1 protein-coding gene is annotated in these 629 nt (G+C 77.7%); it reads left to right on the forward strand.

Annotation, left to right across the window (positions count from 1 at the left end; translation table 11 throughout):
- On the forward strand, positions 1 to 629 hold a 629-nt coding region (locus tag ABQ292_RS26625), incomplete at both ends, for an HNH endonuclease signature motif containing protein (RefSeq protein WP_369210709.1).

Raw genomic sequence — 629 nt, forward strand, 5'->3', positions numbered from 1 at the left:
GCCTGCCACGACACCCTCGACCGGCTGGCCCGGATGCTGAAGGCCGACGGCGACCAGCGCCCGATCGGGCAGCTGCGCACCCAGGTGCTGGCCGACCTCATCCAGCGCCCCTGGGACACCCGCCCGGCGGTCACCGCGCACCTGCAGATCACCGCCACCCTCGCCGCCCTCGCCGGGCGGTCGACGGAGGCCGGGGAGGTCCACGGCCTGCCGATCACCGCCGCCCATCTACGTGAACTGCTCGCCGGGTTCGACGCGCTCGGCCTGCGCACCCCCGAGGGCGGCACCACGACGGTGGGCCTGACCGACGACGCCGGCGCCCTGCTGGCCACCGCCACCCTCGACCGGCTGCGCCGGCTGGCCCGCCGCGGCTGCCCCGACCACCCCGGCGCGGACGGGGGCGCGAGGGACTGCCGGTGCGCGGTGCTCGACCGGCCCGAGCCGGTCGACCGCTACCAGCCCTCCGCCGCGCAGCAGACGTTCGTGCACACCCGCGACCGCACCTGCCGCTTCCCCACCTGCGGGCAACGCGTCGGGTGGGCCGACGCCGACCACGTCCTCCCGCACGCCCGCGGCGGGGCCACCGACTGCGCCGACCTGTGCTGCCTGTGCCGCAGCCACCACCGGCT

Origin of the sequence: Geodermatophilus maliterrae, assembly GCF_041018925.1 — a bacterium.
GTDB classification, from domain to species: Bacteria; Actinomycetota; Actinomycetes; order Mycobacteriales; family Geodermatophilaceae; genus Geodermatophilus; species Geodermatophilus maliterrae.